Here is a 20,935-nt window from a genome sequence, read left to right on the forward strand (position 1 = left end):
GGTATCCGCAGAAGACGAGTTCGGGCCATATGACATATGCCATCTTGGAATGAGCGAGGTTGGATTTACGGATCGGGACCGCGCCCATCGACAGGCCGTAGGTGCCGGTGCCCAGCTCGACTCGTGCCGTCCGCGACGTTGTAGGCATCCCCATGACTTGGATCCCATCGAAGACTGAAAGGGGCGGCAGGGTTGACCCAAACGCGCCGACCGACGCGCCGGCTATTATGTTCGTAAGGGGGGGCAGGTGGGCGTCTGACCGAGATGGGTGGAGCGGGCGTACGAGCGAAACCAGGTTGGTCATCGTCGCTCGCTGCGGTGCCATGCCAAATTGTCTCAGCCGACGCACACGCATATATAGCATATGTTATAGATCATGGGCGTTGGTAATATGGGCCGTCCCCGGCAATTTGAAATTGACGATGCGCTCGAGAAGGCAACCGCCCTCTTTTGGCGGAATGGCTATGAGGGGACGTCGCTTAGCGATCTGACGAAGGCGATCGGGATTTCTCCGCCGAGCTTCTATTTCGCTTTCGGCAGCAAGGAAGCCTTGTTCAGAACGGTCATTGAACGGCAATTGCCCGAACTCCAGAAGCTTGCCGAGACAGCTTTCCGGAAGGCGACCCCGCGCGCCGTCGCGAAGCATTTCCTGCACGGATAGGCTTTGTTGCAAAACTGATGGCGGGGATTCACGCAGGGAATCGAGCGGTATAGATAGGCGTAATGCCCAAACCTGCCGCACCTGTGTATCGTACGACGAACTGGCCTGAGTATAATGCGGCGCTGAAGCGGCGTGGGTCGCTGGAAATATGGTTTGATCCGGAGATGCACTGGCTTTCGAAGCCGTGTGGTCGCCCTGGTCGCCCGATGCGGTTTTCAGACAGCGCGATAGAGCTGTGCCTGACGCTGAAGACGCTGTTCAACCTGCCTTTGCGGCAAGTGACGGGGTTGGTTTCGAGCCTGATCAAAATGGCGGGGCTGGATTGGTCGGTGCCGGATTATACGACGCTGTGCCGACGGCAGAAGACGTTGAAGGTCAACCTCGGCGGGCGGATCAGCTCGGGCGGACTGCACCTGCTGGTCGACAGCACCGGGATCAAAATGACGGGAGAAGGCGAGTGGAAGACGCGCAAACACGGACCGTCCTACCGTCGCCAGTGGCGCAAGGTGCATCTCGGGATTGATGCTGGGACGCTGGATATCCGGGCCATTGAGGTCACGACGAATGCCATTGGTGACGCACCGACGCTGCCCGTTCTCCTGGCGCAAATTCCCGGAGACGAGCGGATACTCAGCGTCGGCGGAGATGGCGCTTATGATACCAGGGACTGCCATGCCGCTATTGCCGGGCGCGGTGCCGATGCGGTCATCCCGGTCCGCCGCAACGGGCAACCATGGGCAGAAGGCGGTCCCGGCGTCGATGCACGCAATGGAGCGCTACGCGCGACAAACCGGCTTGGTCGCGCAATCTGGAAAAAGTGGAGCGGCTATCATCGCCGCAGTCTGGTCGAGACCAAAATGCACTGCTTCAAACTCCTGGGCCAGCGCGTTGTCGCCCGCACCTTCGATCGTCAGATTACCGAGCTCAAAGTCCGTGCTGCAATTCTCAATCGGTTCTCCGAAATAGGAACGCCGGTGACCGTCCGCATCCAATAACATCTTCAAGTAAAACGTCGGTCATGCTCTCGCGTAATTATGCAACAAAGCCGATCTGCATGGGGAGATGTGGCTACGTCGAGCCATAGACGGATTGAAATCCTCCGCCCAGGACGACACCGATCATCACTGGGCGGACCTGATCACGAAGATGCGGGCGATCGCGCATTCGCCGAGGCAGTGAGCCTTAGCGCTTCGGCCGCCCGATAACATAGATCGGGTGCAGCATGCGCCCATAGCTGTCCTGCGTTGATGGCCGCCGCGCGACCGCCACTCTAACTGGCTTCACATCGCGCGACCCGCACTTGCAGGTGAATACGTCGACCCGAACCGGAATTTTCGTGCTGATCGACCGCACCGAGAAGAACGCGTTAGCATCCCCCGGCCGATAGACCGCGCGACACGCCCGCACACCCGGCAGCTGATGCCGAAGTCCAGCCCGAACGAGGGATAGTCGCTGATCTGCTTTGGTACCTCCGTGCCCATGGCTGCGGTGAAGCACAGGCGAGCGTGATTCGGTTAGAACATTATGAGAACATATAAGCTGAACGCTTGCCCCTAACGTCCATCAATTGTGTAGTTTTTGTGTAATATCTTGTTGCAACTTGGTTGGCGTGTGTGTATAAAATACATACAGGGAGCGAGTGGCGATGCGCAGCAAGGATATCATCAAGGCGATCGAAACGGACGGTTGGTTCGAGGTTCGTCAGGTTGGTAGCCACAAGCACTTTCGCCACCCGACAAAGCCCGGCACCGTTACCGTTCCGCACCCAAAGAGCGAGATGGCGATAGGCACCATCAAGAGCATCGAAAAGCAATCTGGGGTGAGACTTCGATAGAAGCCACTTTTCCCGCCAGGAGACCCGCTATGTCCACCGTACACTATCCAGCGATTATCGAGCGCGCAGGCAAAGCCTACAGTGTGTTCTTTCCCGACCTTCCGGGCTGCACGTCGGCAGGCGACACCCTACAGGCCGCCGCGCTCGGCGCCGAAGAGGCACTAAGCGGCTTCCTCGCCGTATCTCTCGAACACGGCGACGAAATCCCAGTACCCTCGGATTTAGACGCGGTCGAGCACGACCGGGAGGTAAACGAGGTCGCGTGTATCTTGGTGCGCGGCGAGCGTCCTGGTCGGTCAGTACGCGTGCAGGTATCGATCGAGGAAGGCCTTTTGGCTCGCATCGATCGCGTCGCGTCCAACCGGTCAAGGTTTCTTGCCGATGCCGCGCGCGTGGCGCTTGCTGCGAACCCATGAAGCCGGGGCCGATCGGCACACCCGGCGAGGTGCTCGAGCGGTTAGCCAAAGACCACGGGCAAAGCTTGGCAGCGCTGTCGCGGATGCTCCGCCGCCGCGACGGCTATTTGGTTACCTTCGTGCGCGAGGGGTACCCGATCGTGTTGGCAAAGTCCGACCGGGAACTCCTCGGCGCGATTTTCCGCGTGCCAGAGTGGTGGTTCGGAGAAGACCCGCCAGAAGAGCGCCCATAGCAGAGCCGAGTGGGTCGAGCTTCCCAGGCGTGACGCCAGCGCGAGCGGGCACGACCGGAGCCGTGTTCACAACCGTAGTCAGGTGCGGTCGGCGCCATTTATCAACTCGCACAGATCTTTTCCCGCCTTGAAGAAGGGAACGCGCCGGGCATTTACTTGGACGGGCGTGCCATTGCGAGGATCGCGCCCAATGCGAGCATCACGCACACGGGTGGTGAAGACCCCGAAGCCCCGTATCTCGACACGTCCGCCTTCTGCCAAATGTGCCGTAAGAGCATTGAAGAACTCGTCAACGATCTTCTCGACATCGCTTGGTGGCAGATCGGGCCACTCCGCAGGGCTTTGTTGCAAAACTGATGGCGGGGATTCACGCAGGGAATCGAGCGGTATAGATAGGCGTAATGCCCAAACCTGCCGCACCTGTGTATCGTACGACGAACTGGCCTGAGTATAATGCGGCGCTGAAGCGGCGTGGGTCGCTGGAAATATGGTTTGATCCGGAGATGCACTGGCTTTCGAAGCCGTGTGGTCGCCCTGGTCGCCCGATGCGGTTTTCAGACAGCGCGATAGAGCTGTGCCTGACGCTGAAGACGCTGTTCAACCTGCCTTTGCGGCAAGTGACGGGGTTGGTTTCGAGCCTGATCAAAATGGCGGGGCTGGATTGGTCGGTGCCGGATTATACGACACTGTGCCGACGGCAGAAGACGTTGAAGGTCAACCTCGGCGGGCGGATCAGCTCGGGCGGACTGCACCTGCTGGTCGACAGCACCGGGATCAAAATGACGGGAGAAGGCGAGTGGAAGACGCGCAAACACGGACCGTCCTACCGTCGCCAGTGGCGCAAGGTGCATCTCGGGATTGATGCTGGGACGCTGGATATCCGGGCCATTGAGGTCACGACGAATGCCATTGGTGACGCACCGACGCTGCCCGTTCTCCTGGCGCAAATTCCCGGAGACGAGCGGATACTCAGCGTCGGCGGAGATGGCGCTTATGATACCAGGGACTGCCATGCCGCTATTGCCGGGCGCGGTGCCGATGCGGTCATCCCGGTCCGCCGCAACGGGCAACCATGGGCAGAAGGCGGTCCCGGCGTCGATGCACGCAATGGAGCGCTACGCGCGACAAAGCCGCTTGGTCGCGCAATCTGGAAAAAGTGGAGCGGCTATCATCGCCGCAGTCTGGTCGAGACCAAAATGCACTGCTTCAAACTCCTGGGCCAGCGCGTTGTCGCCCGCACCTTCGATCGTCAGATTACCGAGCTCAAAGTCCGTGCTGCAATTCTCAATCGGTTCTCCGAAATAGGAACGCCGGTGACCGTCCGCATCCAATAACATCTTCAAGTAAAATGTCGGTCATGCTCTCGCGTAATTATGCAACAAAGCCCTTCCTCATCGCAGAAGCCGGCGTGAGTTTTTAACTTAGGGGGTTGGTAGGGTCCGTCGGCCGAACCGTACGACGCCAATAGCAGCCGGAGAAAATCGCACCGTTCTCGCGCAAACGCGCCCGAGAATCATTCTCCGGGGTATGAAACGGGACCCGAACACGGCGAAACCGCGCCGTTTTCGGCCCGGTTCGCGACGGATATTAGATTACCATGACTGGCTGGCGGAGCAAATCATATTCGAAATCGTCAATATGGTTTGTCATAACCTGCTGAATTCTCGACGAAATCCTATGAGAACGGTACGAACAGAGAACGATCAAGCAAATTTGCGTGAAAATCGCCGAAAGCGTACTCGGAGAGTTTGAATTCTGTCGATTCGGACTCAGTAGAATTTCCAAATAACTCTGCAAAAACAGAGACTTGGTGGCGGAGCGGGAGGGATTCGAACCCTCGATACGCTTTTGACGTATACTCACTTTCCAGGCGAGCGCCTTCGACCACTCGGCCACCGCTCCGCATGTCCTGGACAGGAGCGTCGCCCTAGAGCGTCGTCGTCCGCTGCGCAAGCACTCTGCTGCGTCCGCGAGGGGATTGCCGATCCCGGCGCGAGCGGGCAGTCTTGCGCGATGCCGATGCTCCTCCCGTTCCTCGCCCTGCTCGCCGCCGCACAGGCCGCGCCTGCGCCTGCTCCCAAGCCGACCGCGGCGCAATTGGCGGCCGCTGCGCCAGCGTCTGCCTGGGGCGCGATCGACCCGCAGGATCTGTTGCTGATCGAGTTTGCCGATGGGCATCGCAGCGTGATCTGGCTCGCGCCCGCGTTCGCGCCGGTCCATGTCGCCAACATCCGCACGATCGCCCGCAGCGGCTAGCGGAACGATGCCACCGTCTACCGCGTGCAGGACAATTACGTCACGCAATGGGGGGACGCGACCGAGAAGAAGCCGCCTGCGGCGGGGATCGATCGCCGACCTCCGGCCGAGTATGAATGGGCGTGGGACGCGCACGGCGTGGCCGTCGCCAATCCGTATCGCGATGCCTATGCCAGCCGGACCGGATTCACGCCGAGCGGCTGGGCAGTGGCGGGGGATGGCACGCGGCAATGGCTGCCACATTGCTATGGCATGGTTGGCGTGGCGCGCGATCTTGCGCCCGATACGGGGACGGGGGGCGATCTCTATACCGTGATCGGCCATGCCCCGCGGCATCTCGATCGCAATATCGCGCTGGTCGGGCGCGTGATTGACGGGATGGGCGCGCTGTCGGCCTTGCCGCGCGGGACGGGCGGGGGGCTTGGCCTGTATGAAGATCCCAAGCAACGCGTACCGATCCGGCGGATCGCGATCGTCGCTGACCTGCCGGCGGCTGAGCGGCCAGCGTTCCAATTCTTACGCCCAGAGGCGCCTGTCTTCGCCGCGACGCTCGAAGCGCGCGCCAATCGGGGCGGGCCGTTCTTTACGGTGCCAGCCGGCGCGACGGACCTGTGCAACGTGATGGTGCCGGTGCGGGCGGTACCGCGCTAGGCGCTCTCGACAAACGTGTCGTACCAGCCCGGTGCAAGCCGCCGGTCACGCGCAGTTCGATGGTGGGGCCGGCACCATGGAGCGTCATCGCTCCGCTACATGCCGACGTCTCGCGCCCGGTCCGGCGGCCCCCGCCGTTGCCGGGGCGACGGTTGCCCTCCGGTCTACGCCTCCACCGTCACGAAGGTGTCCATCACCCGCTTCCGCCCCGCGCTTTCGAAGTCGATCTCGAGCTTGTTGCCCTCGATCTCGGCGATCGCGCCATAGCCGAACTTCTGGTGGAAGACGCGCATCCCGACCGTGACATCGGCGCGACCCTTGTTGCCGAGGCTCACCGCAGAAGCGCGCGATTCCTGGACGCGGGAGGGCTCGCGCGTGAAAGTGCGGCTCGTGTAGCCGCCGCCGGGCTTCGCGACGTCGACCCCTGCCGCACGCTGCCAGCCGGGACCGCGGCCGGTGCCGCGGGCGACGTCGGCAAAGGGGTCGGCGCGTTCGGACCAGTTGGCGCGCCACAGGCTCTCGCCGCCCGCCATGCTCGACTCGGCCTCGATATGCTCGGGCGGGAGCTCGCCGACGAAGCGGCTCGGGATGCTGCTCGTCCACTGGCCGTAGATGCGGCGGTTGGCGGCGTGGAGAATGATCGCGCGCCGCCGTGCGCGCGTGATCGCGACATAGGCGAGGCGGCGTTCCTCCTCGAGGCTCTTGGTGCCGCCCTCGTCGAGCGAGCGCTGCGAGGGGAACAGGCCTTCCTCCCAGCCGACCAGGAACACCGTATCGTATTCCAGGCCCTTGGCGGCGTGGATCGTCATGATCGTGACCTTGGGCTCCTCGGCCGCCGCCTCATTGTCCATCACCAGCGAAACGTGTTCGAGGAACGCGCCGAGCGTCTCATACTCCTCCATCGCGCGGACGAGTTCGGTGAGGTTTTCGAGCCTGCCGGCCGCCTCGACCGATTTCTCTGCCTGGAGCGCGGCGGTATAGCCGCTCTCGTCGAGGATGATCCGCGCAAGCTCGCCATGCGGCAGTTCGGTGACCTGCGCGCGCCACCGCGCCATGTCGATGACAAGATTGCCGAGCGATTTGCGCGCCGCGCCGCTCAGCTCGTCGGTGTCGAGCAGGCGCGCGGCGGCGGTGACGAGCGGTGCGTTCTGCGCACGCGCGAGCTGGTGGATCTTGGCGACCGCCTTGTCGCCGAGGCCGCGCTTGGGGACGTTGACGATGCGATCGAAGGCGAGATCGTCGGCCGGCTGCCCGACGACGCGCAGATAGGCGAGCGCGTCGCGGATCTCGGCGCGTTCGTAGAAGCGGAAACCGCCGACGATGCGATAATTGATGCCGGTCGCGATGAAGCGGTCCTCGAACTCGCGCGTCTGGTGCTGCGCGCGCACGAGGATGGCGATCTCGTCGAGCGACTTGCCCGCGCGCTGGCAGGAGTCGATTTCCTCGCCGACGCGGCGTGCTTCTTCTGGGCCGTCCCACACACCGAGCACCTTGACCTTCTCGCCTGCGTCGAGCTCGGTCCAGAGCTGCTTCCCGAGACGGCCGCTATTGTTCGCGATCACGCCCGAGGCGGCGCCGAGGATGTGCGGGGTGCTGCGATAGTTCTGCTCGAGCCGGATGATCTTTGCGCCCGGGAAATCCTTCTCGAACTTGAGGATGTTCTCGACCTGCGCGCCGCGCCACGAATAGATCGATTGGTCGTCATCGCCGACACAGGCGATGTTCTTGCGCTCCTGCGCGAGCAGGCGGAGCCAGAGATACTGGACGCTGTTGGTGTCCTGATACTCGTCGACCATGATATATTTGAAGCGGCGCTGGTAATCGGCGAGCACGTCGCGGTCGCGCTGCAGGATGACGAGCATGTGGAGCAGCAGATCGCCGAAATCGCAGGCGTTGAGCGCGACCAGGCGTGCCTGATAGGCCGCGTAGAGTTCCTGCCCGCGGCCGTTGGCGTAGAGTTCGCTCTCGCCGGCGTCGATCTGGGCGGGGACGAGGCCCTTGTTCTTCCAGCCGTCGATCAGGCCGGCGAGCGAGCGGGCCGGCCAGCGCTTCTCGTCGAGATCGGCGGCCTGGATGAGTTGCTTCAACAGACGAAGCTGGTCGTCGGTGTCGAGGATCGTGAAATTGCTCTGCAGCCCGACGAGCTCGGCGTGGCGGCGCAGCATCTTCGCGCCGATCGCGTGGAAGGTACCGAGCCACGGCATCCCCTCGACCACGTCGCCGACGAGCATGCCGACGCGGTGCCGCATCTCGCGCGCGGCCTTGTTGGTGAAGGTGACGCTGAGGATCTCGCTCGGCCAGGCCTTCCGCGTGTTGAGCAGATGCGCGAGCCGCGCGGTGAGCGCGGCGGTCTTGCCGGTTCCGGCGCCCGCCAGGACGAGCACCGGCCCCTCGGTGGTGAGCACGGCATCGCGCTGCGGTTCGTTGAGGCCGCGCAGATAGGGCGGATCGTTGGGCGCGGGCGCGTCCTGGGGAACGGGAAGACTCATCGGTGAACAGGTAGGGAACGGCGGGCGTGCGGGCAAGCGTTTCGCTTATGGGGCGGCGCGCGCGCGTCCTGCGATCGCGTCGGATGCAGACGCCTGGCGCGCGGTAGCGAGCGCCCCTATCACATCGAGATAGGTGCCCGCGGCATGCTCGACCGTGAACGCAGCGGCAGCCGCCCGCCGTGCAGCGACAATGGCGGCGTCGTTGTCGAGCGCGATCGTCGTCATCGCGCGTGCGAGCGCGGCGCAATCGCCGTTGGGCACGATCGTCCCGAGCGCGCCGTGACCGAGCAGATCGGGCATGGCGACGCAGCAATCGGTCGCGACGATCGGCAGGCCGGCGGCGAGCGCCTCCAACACGACCGCGGGTACGCCCTCATAGATCGAGGACAGCACGAACACGTCGGCCTGTGCCAGCCACACGTCGAGCGGGTCGGTATGGCCGGGCAGCCGCGCCGCGTGCGCAATGCCGAGCGTGGCGGCGCGCTGCTCGAGCATCGCGCGTTCGACCCCGTCGCCGAGGATCGTCAGCGTGTCGTCCTCCGCCGCTGCCTGTGCGAACGCCTCTAGCAGCAACGCGAAGTTTTTCTGCGGAGCGAGCCGACCGACCGCAAGATACTGCCGACCGGGGCGATCGCGCACCACAGCGTCGCGCGCGGTGGCGAGGCGAACGAGATCGCCGCGGGACAGTGCCGGATCGGGTATGACGCTGATACGATCGAGCGTCACCCCGGTCCGGTGTGCGATTTCGGCGCGCATGGCGGGCGCCATCGCGACGAAATGGTCGATATAGTGGCCCTGGATGCGCAGCCAGATCGTGTAGAAAAAGCCGAGGAGCGCGGGCATGTCGGGGCGCACGAGGCAGTTGCTGATCTTCGCGACGATCGGCGGGCATGCCCGACCCAGCACCAGCCGCAGCACGACTGCAAGCGCGGTATAGGTGTTGCCCGCGCAGAACACCGCATCGGGCCGTTCGGCGGCGATCACCTTCGGCAAGCCGCGCGCGAGCGCAACGAAGCCGGCGAAGCGACCGCGCGCGGGGCGAACGCCGATCTGCCGTGCCGCGTCCACCGCTCGCGGTGGCGTGACGCCGGCATCGGCCAGCACGACCTGCGCATCGACGCCGTGCCCGCGCCATGCGCCATGCAGCCGCGCCGCGACGCGCTCGACGCCGCCCGGCGCGAAACTGTAGACATAGGTCAGGATCCGCAGCGGGCGGGGTGCGGGCGAATGCTGGATCGGCGCAAGCGAGACGGGGATCAGCGGCGGCTCGACACCGTCGATTTGCCGCGCAGCGATGAAAGCCGTCCCCACCCGTATCTCTCCTGCGCGCCCCCCGGTCACGGCCGGTGTGTCTTAGAGGGACGGGCCGTCGCACGCAATTCGCATCTCGTGGCGGGCGCGATCGCTGCGGCCGTGCCGAAACGGTCGATTGATGCGGTCCCATGCCGCGAGCAGCGACCTGATCTTGCGGCGTTTTATAGTCGGCGGGCTCGGGGCCGAGCCGATACCGGAGCCGCGCATGGCCGATGCTGCGGCCGTCCCGCGCGTGCTTTCCGCGCCGGTCACGTGCTGCCTTCGGTGGCGGCAACAGATTCGGCGGTGTCGGCGTATATGCAGCCCGCGGCCCGCATCCCCAACGACGGCTCCTGCCGCGACGTATCGCTTGAAGTGAAACGCTATCTTTGACAGGGGGCCGCGCGACGGCGAGACGCCGACGGCACATGATGCGACCGAAATGTCATCATACCGTAACAGAACCCAGCGAAGGCCCTAAACGGCATGGCTACCACCTTACTCGCGTCCCCCGACTCGGCGACGGACGCATCGCATGGGCCACGGCTCGACCATAAACTGCATCCCGCGGGCCCCTGGGTCTTTTTCGCGGTGCTGCTCGCTGGGTTGGTCTATGCAGGCTACAGCATCGTCTCCGACACCGCGAACGTCGGGGAGGGGCTCGCGCTCGGCACCTTCGCCTTTCTTGCGCTTGCGCTGCTGATCGCGCTCGGGTTCGAATTCGTCAACGGCTTCCACGACACCGCCAATGCGGTCGCCACCGTGATCTACACGCACTCGCTGCCTGCGCCGGTCGCGGTGGTGTGGTCGGGCTGCTGCAACCTGCTCGGCGTCCTGCTGTCGAGCGGGGCGGTCGCCTATACGATCGTCACGCTGCTGCCGGTCGACCTGATCCTGCACGTCGGCAGCAATGCCGGCTTCGCGATGATCTTCGCATTGCTCTTCGCCGCGGTGCTGTGGAACCTCGGCACCTGGTATGTCGGCCTGCCCAATTCGTCGAGCCATGCGCTGATCGGCTCGGTGCTCGGCGTTGGCTTTGCCAACCAGCTGATCGCTTCTGGCACCGGTGGCACGTCTGGGGTCGACTGGTCGCAGGCATTGAACGTGTTCAAGGGGCTGTTCTTCAGCCCGCTAATGGGTTTTTTCGGTGCGCTTGCGCTGTTGTGGGTGATGAAGCGGGTGATCCGCAACCCGAAGCTCTATTCCGAGCCCGAGGGCCAGACGCCGCCGCCGCCGGGGATCCGCGCGCTGCTGATCGGCACCTGCACCGCGGTCAGCTTCTTCCACGGCAGCAATGACGGGCAGAAGGGCATGGGTCTCATCATGCTGATCCTCATCGGCTGCGCGCCGACCGCCTATGCGCTCAACCGCACGATGCCCGAGCGCGACATGCCGGCCTTCGTCCAGACCGCCAATCAGGCGGCCGGCGCGTTTCGCGCCCATGCCAGCGGTTCGACCGGCGGCTCGGTCGAGGCGGCGCGCACCACGCTGACCACGGCGCTGCGGGCGCGCGACGTCGCCTCGCCGCAGGTGTTCGGCGCGATCGACACGCTGTCGCGCGACGTCAGCCAGCGGATCCAGGGCTATGGCACGCTGCAGAAGGTGCCCGCCGCGGCGACTCCGAACCTGCGCAACGACATGTATCTCGCGCTCGACACCATCAAGCTTGCGGTCAAGGACAAGGACAAGGCGGCCAAGACCTTCGCGCCGGCCGAGCTCAAGGCGATCAACAGCTATGCGACCAACCTCGAGCATGGCACGCGCTACATCCCATATTGGGTCAAGATCATCGTCGCGATCGCGCTTGGGCTCGGCACGATGATCGGCTGGAAGCGGATCGTCGTCACGGTGGGCGAGCGGATCGGCAAGACGCATCTGACCTATGGCATGGGTGCTGCCGCCGAGATCGTCGCGGCGGCGACGATCGCGGGGGCCGACTTGATCGCAGTGCCGGTGTCGACGACGCATATCCTGACGAGCGGCGTGGCGGGTGCTTCGGTCGCCAATGGCGCGGGTCTGCAGATCGCGACGCTGCGCAACATGGCGCTGGCCTGGGTGCTGACGCTGCCCGCGGCGATGGCGCTGTCGGGCGGGCTGTACTGGCTGATGCTGACGCTGTTCGGGCTGTCGCACCAAGTTTGAAAGATGCGTCGGCGTGGGGTTATTGGTGCTCCCCTCCCTTCCAGGGAGGGGAGGAAGTCAGCCCCGCCGCAGCAGCGTGATCCGCGCCTTGCCGTGGACGCGCGACACGTCCTCGACGAACCCGGCCACCTCGACCAGCTCGGGCTTCGCGGTCTCGATGCTGATCCACGTCGCCTCGCCGATCCACCCCAGCCGGTTGAGCTTGTCGAGCGCGACCGCGCCGGCACCGCTGTCATAGGGCGGGTCCATCAGGATCAGGTCGAGCGGCTTGGCGGCATGGCCAAGCGCCAGCACCGATTGCGCCCGGACGTCGGCGCCGATTTCCTTGGCGCCGCCCAATTTGGTCAGGTTCGTGCGCAAGGCGTCGAGCGCAGGCTTGTCCTGCTCGACGAAGATGCAAGACGCGGCGCCGCGCGACAACGCCTCGATCCCGAGCGCGCCTGACCCTGCAAAGAAATCGGCGACCGCCAGTTCCTCGAAGCTCCCGACGCGGCTGGCGAGCATCGAGAACAACGCACTCGCGCACGCGGTCGGCAGTCGGGCGAGTCGCTTCGCCCTTGGGCGCGACCAGCGGGCGGCCGCGCCATTTTCCGGCAATGATACGCATCTTACTTCCTGGTCCGGCTCTTGTGGATCTTCACGCGCGCCGGCTTCGACGGCGCTGCGCGCGCCTTGCCGGCGGTGCGGGGCGTCGATTTGGCCGGTGCGCGCTCCACGGTTTCCGAAGGCGTTGCGGTGCGCGCCGGCTTGGCGCGGACGTTGCGGCCGAGTTCCGGGCTGAACACCTTGGGGCGCTGGCCCGGCGCGATCGCGCGCGGTGCGACGGGCTCGGTGCCGGCCTTGGGCTTGGCGTCGTAGAAGCGCTTCACCTTGGTCGCCTTGGTCAGCACGACCGGATCGCGACCGGGTTGCGCCTGGCGGGTCGGTTCGGCGAAGGCCGCCTTGTCGGCGCGGTTGGCCGAGGTCTTGGTGATGCGCCGCGCCGGCTGCGGCTTGGGGATCGGAGCCTTTGGCGCGGACGGAATCTGCTGCGGCCCGCGCTGCTCGCGGCGGGGCTTCTCGACCAGCTTGGGGGCTTCGCCGCCGCCCTTGCGAGTTGGGTCCTTGCGGAAGCTGACGACGTCGTGCTGCTTGACCTCGCCAATCTCGCCAACCGCGAGATCGCCCAGCAGGAACGGGCCGTAGCGCGTGCGGATGAGGCGCGAGACCTTGAGCCCGAGATATTCGAGCACGCGGCGCACTTCGCGATTCTTGCCCTCGGTCAGGATCATCTCGATCCAGACGTTGGCGCCGGTGCGGCGCTCGAGATTGGCGTTGATCGCGCCGTAGCGAATGCCCTCGATCTCGACGCCGTGGATCAGCTCCTCGAGCTGCTCCTGCGTGATCGGGCCGTACGCGCGAGCGCGGTACGCACGCTCGACGCCGGTGGCGGGGAGCTCGAGCTGGCGCTTCAGCTCGCCGTCGGTGGTCATGAGGAGCAAGCCCTCGGTGTTGAGATCGAGCCGGCCGACCGGCACGAGCCGCGGCAGATCGTCGGGCAACTGATCGTAGATCGTCTTGCGCCCGGCGGGATCGCGCTCGGTGACGAGCAGGCCTGGCGGCTTGTGATAGAGGAACAGGCGCGCGGCGGCGGGCGCGGCGACGGGTTCACCATCGACCGTCACGCCATTCAAAGAGGGCAGGATCGTCGCGGGCGTATCGAGCACAACGCCGTCGAGCGCGACTCGGCCCTCGGCAATCATGCGTTCGACTTCACGGCGGGACGCGACGCCGGCGCGGGCGAGCAGCTTGGCGATCCTCTGGTCGTCTTTGGGTCGCGCAGAGGGTCGCGGGGGCTCGTTCGAGCGGTCTTTTGGGGTAGGGGGCTTGGACACCGGGCCCTGATACCCAATTTACGCTACATTGTGCGCACAAAATAATCTGTGCCCAATCTCGTAGCCGCGCGTTAAGGCGCGGGTGCGTAACGAGGGCGGTGCGCGCGCCGCTATTCCGGCAGGCACAGAAAAGACGGGTATTTCCTGCGATGCTTTTCGCGAAGAAGAAGCGGCGGATTTCCAACCTCTTGCTCGTCGAGGACGAGCCGCTGGTCGCGTTCGACACCGAACATTTCCTGCGCGACGCGGAATATGCGGTGGTCGCGACGGTCGATCGCGTCGTCGATGCGCTCAGCGTGATCGGTGGCGATCGCGAGATCGATTTGGTGCTTGTCGACATCAGCCTGGCCGACGGCAGCGGAATCGACGTGGCGCGGGCGGCGCATGGCGTCGGCGTTCCGGTGCTGTTCGTTACCGGTTCGTGCCCCGAGGGCGGGCGCGAGGTGGCGGCGGGGTGTCTTGCCAAACCCTATGCGCAGCGCGACCTGCTCGCCGCGATCGCGGCGATCGAGGCCGTGCTCGAGGGCAAGACGCCGAAGCGGCTGCCGGCCGGGTTCAGCCTGTTCGCGACGGCGACCTAATCCGTCGGTTGGTTGCTGGACGAGCGTTGCGAGTCGCACCGCGGCGGTCTCGGCCTGCGCCGGGGCGACGAATGGGAGGTTCCTCTTCCGAAATTTGCCGCTAGGCTCGCGTTCGAACGACCAAAGGGCGAGTGACGAATGAATGCGGTGACCGGGCGCGACCCGAATTGGTGGGACGGTGTCCGCCCGTATCTTGAAAAGGCACCGCTCGCCGCGCTGGCATTGGGGATTTCGTCAGGCTTCCCGTTCGCGATGATCGGCGCGACGCTGACGACGCGGCTCGCGCAGAGCGGCATCACCAAATCGACCGTCACCGCGTTCAGCCTCGCGTTCCTCGTCTACAACCTCAAATGGATCTGGGCGTGGGTGGTCGATGGCGTGCATCTGCCGCTCATCGGGCGGCTCGGGCAACGCGTTTCGTGGCTGATCGTCGCCGGGCTGCTGGTGATGGCTGCGGTTGCCAACCTTGCCTTGGTCGATCCGACGGCCGACATCTATGCCACCGCCATCGCGGCGATCCTGGTCGGGGCTGCGGGCGCGACCTTCGACATCGTGATCGACGCGTATCGCATCGAGATCCTCGAGCCACGGCAATTGGGCGTTGGCTCGGGCATGTCGCAATATGGCTGGCGGCTTGGCTCGGCGGGCGCCGGTGCGCTCGCTCTGGTCGTCGCGGCGCGCTTCGGCTGGTCCAACGCCTATCTGCTGTGCGGCCTGTTCGCGCTTCCGGCGATGCTGGCGGGCCTGTTCTACGGTGAGCCGGAGCGGCACCGCGAGCCCGATGCGCGCGGCGGGATCGCCAATCTCGGTGCGTCGATCATCGGGCCGTTTGTGCAGTTCTTCCAGCGCCAGGGTGCGCTGCTCGTCTTGCTGTTCATCCTGATCCACAAGATCGGCGATACGCTTGCCAACCTCACGTTCCGGCTGCTGTTCGACTCACTCAAATTCACCAATGACGAGATCGCCTTTTACGACGTGTGGGTCGGCTTCCTTGCCTATCTCGTCGGCATCTTCATCGGCGGCCTGCTCTACACGCGGCTGGGGATGAAGCGCTCGGTGCTGATCTCGCTCGTCCTGATGATGGTGTCGAACCTCAGCTTTGCCGGGCTGGCGATGGCAGGGCATTCGAACCTCGGCATGGCGGGCGCGATCGGCTTCGAGAATTTCTCGAGCGGGATCGGCGGCGTGACCGTCGTCGCCTATTTCTCTGCGCTCACAAATTCGCGATTCACCGCGGCGCAATATGCGCTAATCTCGGCCGCGACGAGTATCGTCGGGCGCGCAGTGACAGGCACGACCGCAGGCAGCCTGATCGACGCGATGGGCTATGTAAACTTCTACCTGCTGACAACGGTGGCAGCCCTTCCGGGCGTGCTGCTGTTCTGGTGGATGAGCCGTGCCGGGCTGATCGACGCCTCGGTCGGCGAGACCGAGGCTACGCAGCCGGTCGCATAAGCCGCCTCACGCCGTAACCGGTCGCCCGGCATCGGCGAACGCCTGCGCGAGCGCGGTGACGCTGGCGAGCACACCGTCGGGCTGGCGCACGCCGATCAAGTCGCCGAGCAGCAGCCGCGCCGAGTCGGGGGCGGTCTCGGCGCGCGTGACGATCGTCAGCATCGTGGCCTCCGCGCCGGTCATTCGCATGCAGCAGCACGGCGCGATCGCGATCGGGCAGGTGGCAGTGTGCGCGAGATCGGCCATCATCGCGCGCAGCAGCAGCAGGGGGCGTCGGAAGCCACCGCCAAACGCCTGGAGCAAGGCGTGCGCCGTATGCGCATCGTTGAGCCCGTGCGCGCCGAGCCGGCGGAAGGCGAACAGCAGCAGGCGCGCATTGGGATCTTCCGGCATCGCATTCGGCAGGCTGCTCGCAAGCGCCGAGGGACGGTGTGCGGGGGCGGGCGAAGGGGCGGGCGTGTGATTCATGAGGGATGCTCCGTTGCTGTCGGCATCCTCTGGTATTCGCTATTGCAAGTCAATTGCAATAAATCGCATTTGTTGTCGCGTTAGTCGGGCGTCTCGTGATTGCCCGAGAGCGCTTCGCCCGCGAGGTAGAGCGAGCCGAGAATGAGCACGATCGGCGGCTCGGCCGGGTCCGCAATCGTCGCGATGTCACGCAACGCACCCGCGATGTCGCCGCTGGTATGCGCGGCGATACCGAGATCGTGTGCGACCGCGGCGAGCGCTGCTGGCGCGTGATGCTCGTGATTCGGGACGGGCACCGCATGGAGCGTCGTCGCCAGCCGCGCGAACGGGGTGAGGAGTCCGACCGGATCCTTGTTCGCGAGCATGCCGAGCACGAGGTGCACTTCGCTGCGCCCGACGCCGGGATGCGCGATCGTGTCGAGCGCTGCGGCGATCGCCTGTGCTGCGGCGGGGTTGTGACCGCCGTCGAGCCAGAGCTGGCTGCCCGCGGGAAGCTGATCGAGCAAGGGGCCGGGGTGGAGGCGCTGCATCCGCGCGGGCCAGTGCGTCGTCTCGGCGGCGACGCGATAGGCGTCTGCGGGGATCGTCAGCGCGGATTGGTGGCGCAGCAGCGCGACGGCGAGCGCAAGGTTCTCGGGCTGGTGCGGGCCGGCCATGCGCGGGAGCGGGGTCTCGATCGTACCGCTGGCGTCGGCATAGAGCAGGCGATCGGTTTCGACCGTGAAGCGCCAGTGGTCACCGGCGGGCGCTGGCGCGGTGCCGGCCATGCGAGCGACCGCCGCGACGCGTGCGGCGATCGGCTCGGGATAGCGCATCGTCAGCAGCGGAACGCCGGGCTTGGCGATCCCGGCCTTTTCGCCCGCAATCTCCCCGAGCGTGTCGCCGAGAAAGCTCTGATGATCGATCCCGAGTTGCGCGATGCCGGTGACGAGCGGGGCCGGCACCACGTTGGTCGCATCCAGCCGGCCACCGAGCCCGACCTCGATGATGCACACATCGGCGGGCGTGCGGCTGAACGCGAGGAAGGCGGCGGCGGTGGTGACTTCGAAGAAGCTCGCCGCCAGGTCGCCCGAGTGATCGAGCACTTCGGCGAGCAAGGTCGCGAGGGCGTCGTCGGTGATGAGGTTGCCGGCGAGGCGAATCCGCTCGTTGAAACGGACCAGATGCGGGCTGGTGTAGACGTGCGCGGTGAGCCCCGACGCTTCGATCGCCGAACGCAGGAACGCGCAGGTCGAGCCCTTGCCGTTGGTGCCCGCGACATGGATCACCGGGGGCAGGCGGTGGTGCGGATTGCCGAGTCGGTCGAGCAGCGCCGTGATGCGCTCGAGCCCGAGGATGTCGGCGCCGGGGGAGAGCGACCAGAGCCGATCGAGCTGGGTTTGCACGGCGGGGTTGCTCGAGGTCGCGGTGTCCATGATCTTTTTCCCTCTCCCCGTTTGCGGGGAGAGGACCGGGGAGCGGGGCAGTACAAGCACTACCGTCCGACCACTGCCCCTCTTCCCGCGCTTCGGATTCGCCTCGCTTGCCCTATCCCCGCACGCGGGGAGAGGGAGATATGCTATGCCGCTTCGCGTTGGCCGCCGAGATAATCGATCAGGCTCGCCAGCGTCGCGCGCATGTCGCGGCGGTGCTTGACCATGTCGATCATGCCATGTTCGAGCAGATATTCCGCGCGCTGGAAGCCGTCGGGCAGCTTCTCGCGGATCGTCTGCTCGATCACGCGCTGGCCGGCGAAACCGATCAACGCGCCCGGCTCGGCGATCTGGACGTCGCCGAGCATCGCATAGCTCGCCGTCACCCCGCCCGTCGTCGGATCGGTCAGCACGACGATATAGGGCAGCCCGGCATCGTGCAGCATCGCGATCGCCACGGTCGCCCGCGGCATCTGCATCAGGCTGAGAATGCCTTCCTGCATTCGCGCGCCGCCGGCGGCGGTGAAGATGATGTAGGGGCAATTCTCCTGGATCGCGGTCTCGACGCCGCGGATGAACGCCTCGCCGACCGCGAGCCCCATCGATCCGCCCATGAAGGCGAAGTCCTGCACGCCGATCACCGCCTTGCGGCCTTCGATCGTCCCACGCGCCGTAATCAGCGCGTCGCCCTCCGACGTTGCGACGCGCGCGGCCTTGATGCGATCGACATAGCGCTTGGTGTCGCGGAACTTGAGCGGATCGTCGGGCACCTTGGGGAGCGGCACGATCGTGTAGCTGCCCTGGTCGAACACATAGGCGAAGCGCAGCAGCGGTCCGATGCGATCGTGATGGTCGCAATGCGGGCAGACGTGGAGATTGTCCTCGAGCTCCTTGTGGAACGTCATCGTCCCGCAGCCCTTGCACTTGTGCCAGAGATTGTCGGGCGTCTCTTTCTTGACAGGGACGACATAGGCGAGCGCGTTGCGGACGCTGGTGAGCCAGCTCATGCGGGAATTCCTTCGCGGGCGGTGTGGATCGCCGCCGACAGGGATTGGATATAGGTGCGCACGGCGTCGGGTGCAGCCGCGCCGTGCTGCGCGACCAGCTCGACGATTGCCGAGCCGACCACGACGCCATCGGCGACCTTGGCGATCGCGGCGGCCTGGTCGGGGGTGCGCACGCCGAATCCGACCGCGACGGGGAGATCGGTATGCGCTTTCAGCCGCTGCACCGCGGCGTCGATCGAGGTTTGCGCGGCCTGTTGCAGGCCGGTGATGCCGGCGACCGAGACGTAATAGAGGAACCCGCTCGCGCCATCGAGCACCGTCGGCAGGCGCGCTGCGTCGGTGGTCGGCGTGGCGAGGCGGATCGGCGCGATGCCTTTCGCGCGCAGTGCCGGGCCGAGTTCGGGGTCTTCCTCGGGCGGGATATCGACGCAGATCACGCCATCGACGCCGGCGTCGTGCGCTGCGGCCGCAAACCAGTCGCCGCCGCGGATCGTCATTGGGTTGGCATAGCCCATCAGGACGAGCGGGGTTTCCGGATGGCGCGCGCGGAAGCTCTTGGCGATCGCGAGGATGTCGGCGGTGCGCGTGCCGGCCAGCAGGCTGCGGATGTTGGCGGCCTGGATCGCGGGGCCGTCGGCCATCGGATCGGTGAAGGGCATGCCGAGCTCGATCACGTCGGCGCCGCCCTCGACGAGCGCGTCGAGGATGGCAGCGGTCGGGCCGTCACCCGCGGTGACGAAGGCGACGAGCGCGGGGTGGCCCTTGGCGAAGGCGGCGGCGAGGCGGGTCATGCGGTCGCTCCCACCACAAGCGTGGCCCCGGCGGAGGCCGGGGCCGGCTGGGTGTTCGCGAGACGGACGATGCGCGTCATAGCGCAGCGGCCCCGGCCTTCGCCGGGGCGACGGGAAGTGCTCATATCGCCACTCCCAACGCTTCGGCGGCGGTGAAGATGTCCTTGTCGCCACGCCCGCACAGATTGGCGAGGATGATCTGGTCGCGGTCCATCTCCCGCGCGCGCTTGGCCACGGCGGCAATCGCGTGGGACGGTTCCAGCGCGGGAATGATGCCCTCGGTGCGGCACAGCAACTGGAACGCGTCGAGCGCCTCGGTGTCGGTGATCGAGGTGTATTCGACCCGCCCAATCGAATGCAGCCAGCTATGCTCCGGCCCGATGCCGGGATAATCGAGCCCGGCCGAGATCGAATGCGCTTCGGTGATCTGGCCGTCCTCGTCCTGCAGCAGATAGGTCTTGTTGCCGTGGAGGATGCCCGGTGCACCGCCCGCGAGCGATGCGGCATGCTCCTTGTCGAGCCCGCGCCCGGCGGCTTCGACGCCGAGCATCATCACGTCGCCATCGTCGAGGAAGGGGTGGAACAGCCCGATCGCATTCGACCCGCCGCCGATCGCCGCGACCAGCAGGTCGGGCAGGCGGTTGATCCGCGAGAGCATCTGCGCGCGCGCCTCGATGCCGATCACGCTCTGGAAATCGCGCACCATCTCCGGATAGGGGTGCGGGCCGGCGGCGGTGCCGATGATGTAGAAGGTGTCGTGGACGTTGGCGACCCAGTCGCGCATGCCCTCGTTCATCGCATCCTTGAGCGAATGCGATCCGCTCGTCACCGGGCGGACCTCAGCGCCGAGCAGCTTCATGCGGAACACGTTGGGCGCCTGCCGCTCGATATCCTTCGCGCCCATGTAGATCACGCACGGCAGCCCGAAGCGCGCGCACACCGTCGCGGTCGCGACGCCGTGCTGACCGGCGCCGGTCTCGGCGATGATCCGCGTCTTGCCCATCCGCATCGCGAGCAGGATCTGCCCGATGCAATTGTTGATCTTGTGCGCGCCGGTGTGGTTCAGTTCGTCGCGCTTGAACCAGACCTCTGCACCTTTGCCCTCGGGGGCGCCTTCGCGCAAAGCGTCGGTCAGACGTTCCGCGTAATAGAGGGGGCTTGGGCGGCCGACATAGTGTTCGAGCAGATCGTCAAACTGTGCTTTGAAAGCCGGATCGGCCTTGGCGGCGCGATAGGCGGTGTCGAGCTCGAGCACGAGCGGCATCAGCGTCTCGGCGACATAGCGGCCGCCGAAGTCACCGAAATGGCCGCGGTCGTCGGGCTGGGTGCGGAAGGAGTTGGGGGCGTTCATGCCGTGCCGTTTAGCATCTGG

The 20,935-nt window shown here is 65.6% G+C and carries 18 protein-coding genes, 1 tRNA gene and 2 pseudogenes; 10 read left to right on the forward strand and 11 right to left on the reverse strand.

Features of this window, described 5'->3' with window-relative positions; genetic code table 11:
- Nucleotides 1–391 precede the first annotated feature (391 nt).
- From ACVWYO_RS17340 to ACVWYO_RS17360, 5 genes are all read left to right on the forward strand, one after another.
- A complete protein-coding gene (locus ACVWYO_RS17340; protein ID WP_457355030.1) occupies nt 392–661 on the forward strand; it encodes a TetR/AcrR family transcriptional regulator in 270 nt (89 codons plus the stop codon).
- A gap of 62 nt (nt 662–723) precedes the next feature.
- A complete protein-coding gene (locus ACVWYO_RS17345) occupies nt 724–1,656 on the forward strand; it encodes an IS5 family transposase (protein WP_457352692.1) in 933 nt (310 codons plus the stop codon).
- A gap of 650 nt (nt 1,657–2,306) precedes the next feature.
- Complete coding sequence (locus tag ACVWYO_RS17350) at nt 2,307–2,495, forward strand: type II toxin-antitoxin system HicA family toxin (RefSeq protein ID WP_457352896.1); 189 nt, start codon at nt 2,307–2,309, stop codon at nt 2,493–2,495.
- A gap of 29 nt (nt 2,496–2,524) precedes the next feature.
- The gene (locus ACVWYO_RS17355) at nt 2,525–2,911 is read left to right on the forward strand and encodes a type II toxin-antitoxin system HicB family antitoxin (protein WP_457352898.1); all 387 of its coding nucleotides are present in this window, start codon (nt 2,525–2,527) and stop codon (nt 2,909–2,911) included.
- The gene (locus ACVWYO_RS17360) at nt 2,908–3,144 is read left to right on the forward strand and encodes a peptidase S24 (protein WP_457352900.1); all 237 of its coding nucleotides are present in this window, start codon (nt 2,908–2,910) and stop codon (nt 3,142–3,144) included. The genes ACVWYO_RS17355 and ACVWYO_RS17360 overlap by 4 nt, the downstream gene beginning before the upstream one ends.
- A 78-nt stretch (nt 3,145–3,222) precedes the next feature.
- Here ACVWYO_RS17360 and ACVWYO_RS17365 read toward each other — a convergent pair whose 3' ends face one another.
- On the reverse strand, nt 3,223–3,495 hold the full coding sequence (locus ACVWYO_RS17365; protein ID WP_457352902.1) for an HU family DNA-binding protein: 273 nt from the start codon (nt 3,493–3,495) through the stop codon (nt 3,223–3,225).
- Between the two features lie 50 nt (nt 3,496–3,545).
- Between ACVWYO_RS17365 and ACVWYO_RS17370 the strand changes: the two genes are divergently transcribed.
- Complete coding sequence (locus tag ACVWYO_RS17370; protein ID WP_457352904.1) at nt 3,546–4,478, forward strand: IS5 family transposase; 933 nt, start codon at nt 3,546–3,548, stop codon at nt 4,476–4,478.
- Nucleotides 4,479–4,955: 477 nt separating this feature from the next.
- Here the strand turns inward: ACVWYO_RS17370 and ACVWYO_RS17375 are convergent.
- Nucleotides 4,956–5,046, reverse strand: a tRNA-Ser gene (locus ACVWYO_RS17375).
- Nucleotides 5,047–5,157: 111 nt separating this feature from the next.
- On the opposite strand from ACVWYO_RS17375, the pseudogene ACVWYO_RS17380 reads away from it, so the two are divergent.
- A pseudogene (locus ACVWYO_RS17380) lies at nt 5,158–6,051 on the forward strand (peptidylprolyl isomerase).
- 164 nt (nt 6,052–6,215) lie between these two features.
- Here ACVWYO_RS17380 and ACVWYO_RS17385 read toward each other — a convergent pair.
- Both ACVWYO_RS17385 and ACVWYO_RS17390 read right to left on the reverse strand, forming a co-directional pair.
- Entirely contained in the window at nt 6,216–8,540 is a 2,325-nt protein-coding gene (locus ACVWYO_RS17385; RefSeq protein WP_457352906.1) for an ATP-dependent helicase, read from the reverse strand.
- A gap of 45 nt (nt 8,541–8,585) precedes the next feature.
- Complete coding sequence (locus ACVWYO_RS17390; protein WP_457352908.1) at nt 8,586–9,851, reverse strand: glycosyltransferase; 1,266 nt, start codon at nt 9,849–9,851, stop codon at nt 8,586–8,588.
- 468 nt (nt 9,852–10,319) lie between these two features.
- On the opposite strand from ACVWYO_RS17390, the gene ACVWYO_RS17395 reads away from it, so the two are divergent.
- Complete coding sequence (locus ACVWYO_RS17395; RefSeq protein WP_457352910.1) at nt 10,320–11,975, forward strand: inorganic phosphate transporter; 1,656 nt, start codon at nt 10,320–10,322, stop codon at nt 11,973–11,975.
- 57 nt (nt 11,976–12,032) lie between these two features.
- On the opposite strand, the pseudogene rsmD reads toward ACVWYO_RS17395, so the two are convergent.
- Together rsmD and ACVWYO_RS17405 are read right to left on the reverse strand one after the other, a co-directional pair.
- Nucleotides 12,033–12,582, reverse strand: a pseudogene (gene rsmD / locus ACVWYO_RS17400) (16S rRNA (guanine(966)-N(2))-methyltransferase RsmD).
- A gap of 1 nt (nt 12,583) precedes the next feature.
- Complete coding sequence (locus tag ACVWYO_RS17405) at nt 12,584–13,849, reverse strand: pseudouridine synthase (RefSeq protein ID WP_457352912.1); 1,266 nt, start codon at nt 13,847–13,849, stop codon at nt 12,584–12,586.
- A 149-nt stretch (nt 13,850–13,998) separates the two neighbouring features.
- On the opposite strand from ACVWYO_RS17405, the gene ACVWYO_RS17410 reads away from it, so the two are divergent.
- Complete coding sequence (locus ACVWYO_RS17410; protein ID WP_457352914.1) at nt 13,999–14,430, forward strand: response regulator; 432 nt, start codon at nt 13,999–14,001, stop codon at nt 14,428–14,430.
- 138 nt (nt 14,431–14,568) lie between these two features.
- Nucleotides 14,569–15,885, forward strand: coding sequence for an AmpG family muropeptide MFS transporter (locus tag ACVWYO_RS17415; protein WP_457352916.1), 1,317 nt, complete (start codon nt 14,569–14,571; stop codon nt 15,883–15,885).
- Nucleotides 15,886–15,891: 6 nt separating this feature from the next.
- On the opposite strand, the gene ACVWYO_RS17420 is transcribed toward ACVWYO_RS17415, so the two are convergent.
- From ACVWYO_RS17420 to trpB, 5 genes are all read right to left on the reverse strand, one after another.
- Nucleotides 15,892–16,353 (reverse strand): DUF6628 family protein, encoded by a 462-nt coding sequence (locus ACVWYO_RS17420; protein WP_457352918.1) that lies wholly within the window; start codon nt 16,351–16,353, stop codon nt 15,892–15,894.
- Between the two features lie 80 nt (nt 16,354–16,433).
- Nucleotides 16,434–17,768, reverse strand: a complete 1,335-nt coding sequence (locus ACVWYO_RS17425; RefSeq protein WP_457352920.1) for a bifunctional folylpolyglutamate synthase/dihydrofolate synthase — start codon at nt 17,766–17,768, stop codon at nt 16,434–16,436.
- A 143-nt stretch (nt 17,769–17,911) separates the two neighbouring features.
- Entirely contained in the window at nt 17,912–18,772 is an 861-nt protein-coding gene (gene accD, locus ACVWYO_RS17430; protein ID WP_457352922.1) for an acetyl-CoA carboxylase, carboxyltransferase subunit beta, read from the reverse strand.
- Nucleotides 18,769–19,563, reverse strand: a complete 795-nt coding sequence (trpA, locus tag ACVWYO_RS17435) for a tryptophan synthase subunit alpha (protein WP_457352924.1) — start codon at nt 19,561–19,563, stop codon at nt 18,769–18,771. The genes accD and trpA overlap by 4 nt, the downstream gene beginning before the upstream one ends.
- A 121-nt stretch (nt 19,564–19,684) precedes the next feature.
- Nucleotides 19,685–20,914: a tryptophan synthase subunit beta gene (trpB, locus tag ACVWYO_RS17440; RefSeq protein WP_457352926.1), complete on the reverse strand. Its 1,230-nt coding sequence runs from the start codon at nt 20,912–20,914 to the stop codon at nt 19,685–19,687.
- Nucleotides 20,915–20,935: the final 21 nt, after the last annotated feature.

Source organism: Sphingomonas sp. UYP23 (assembly GCF_054059235.1).